The organism is Snuella lapsa (assembly GCF_039539345.1).
In the GTDB taxonomy this organism is placed as follows: Bacteria; Bacteroidota; Bacteroidia; order Flavobacteriales; family Flavobacteriaceae; genus Snuella; species Snuella lapsa.
Genome location: NZ_BAABCY010000128.1, coordinates 1 through 1231, shown reverse-complemented (window position 1 = coordinate 1231; position 1231 = coordinate 1). Strand labels below are relative to the sequence as shown.

The 1231-nt window shown below is 44.9% G+C and carries 1 protein-coding gene; it reads right to left on the bottom strand.

What is annotated here, in order from left to right; all coding sequences use genetic code 11:
* Positions 1–1231 (bottom strand): transposase (locus tag ABD792_RS19175; protein WP_345008201.1); only part of this gene is annotated, 1231 nt, incomplete at both ends.

The following is a 1231-nucleotide window of genomic DNA, read 5'->3' as shown; positions in this document are numbered from 1 at the left end:
ATAATCGTACAATAAGGTTTTGGGCAAAAAAATAGAATATAGCGGCGCTATCTCCGTCTTTAATGCCGTAACATGCTTTTTTAAGGCTTTGAACAATGGGACTTTGATTGTTTTCAGGTTGAACAGCCTTCTCAAATTATAGGCAATGGCAATCAGTCCCAGGTCGGCAGAAGCGGCCTCTAGGCCTTTCTTGGTCATGATGTGGTCAAAGCCCCACTGTCGTTTAATGGTGCCAAAAGGATGCTCCACCAAAGCCTGTCGTTTTTTATAGAGCGTCTCATTGGCCTTAACGCGTTTAGCGTTGTGCTGTACGTTCCCTGTAAATTCACTGCGTTGGATAACCTTTCCGTTCACTTTGGCCGTCGTACATTCATGTCTTGCCGGACAGCCTTTACAGGCCTTGGTCTTATATTGTTTAAAGGTATAATTTCTGGCTTTATAAAGGGTTTGGTTGGAGGTCAAGCACTGTCCCTGTGGACAGGTGTAGCTATCGGATGATTTATCATATACAAAGTGCTCTGCATTGTAATGGGGGGTTGGGGCCTGGCTTGACCGTCCTATCCCGGGAATGGCCACAAGGGTCTTGATTCCCAATTGATCGGCAGTACAAAACTCGCTGCCCGTATGGTAACCCTTATCATAAAGAGCCGTAAACTGGTTTGTTTTTAATATGGACTTCGCCCGTCTGAGCATCATACCCATGGCCTTTTTGTCGTTTTGGTTAGTAAGCTTATAATCGATAAACAGTTTATGCTTGGCGTCCACGGTGGTCTGTGCCGTATAGCATACTTCGGTAATGGTTCCCCTGACAATCTGGTGTCGGCTATCGGGGTCCGAAGTGGAAAGCTGGGGATTTTCAGAAGACTTGTCTTTGTCGAGTTCCCTGGCTATTCTTTCATATTTCCTACGTTGCTCTTTACGGTGGTTTATTTCCGTTTCGACAGCCTCCTTAATATCACCGTCCGCCTTTGAAAGGGCTTGGTTGTGCTCCTCTAGTTTTTTATCAATGTATTCGAGGTGACGTTGTACCTTTTTGTGGTTGTAATTGTTCTTTTTGCTGTTCTGTGCTCTGAGCTTGGTCGAGTCACCTGCTATAAGCTCTCCTCCAATTAGGTTAAAGTTTCTGGCTATTTCCACACTGTGCCTAAATACTTTTCTAATTGCCTTGTAATTGGCCTTTCTAAACCGGGCTATGGTATTGTGGTCTGGCTTAAGGCTTTTCAACAGCCAG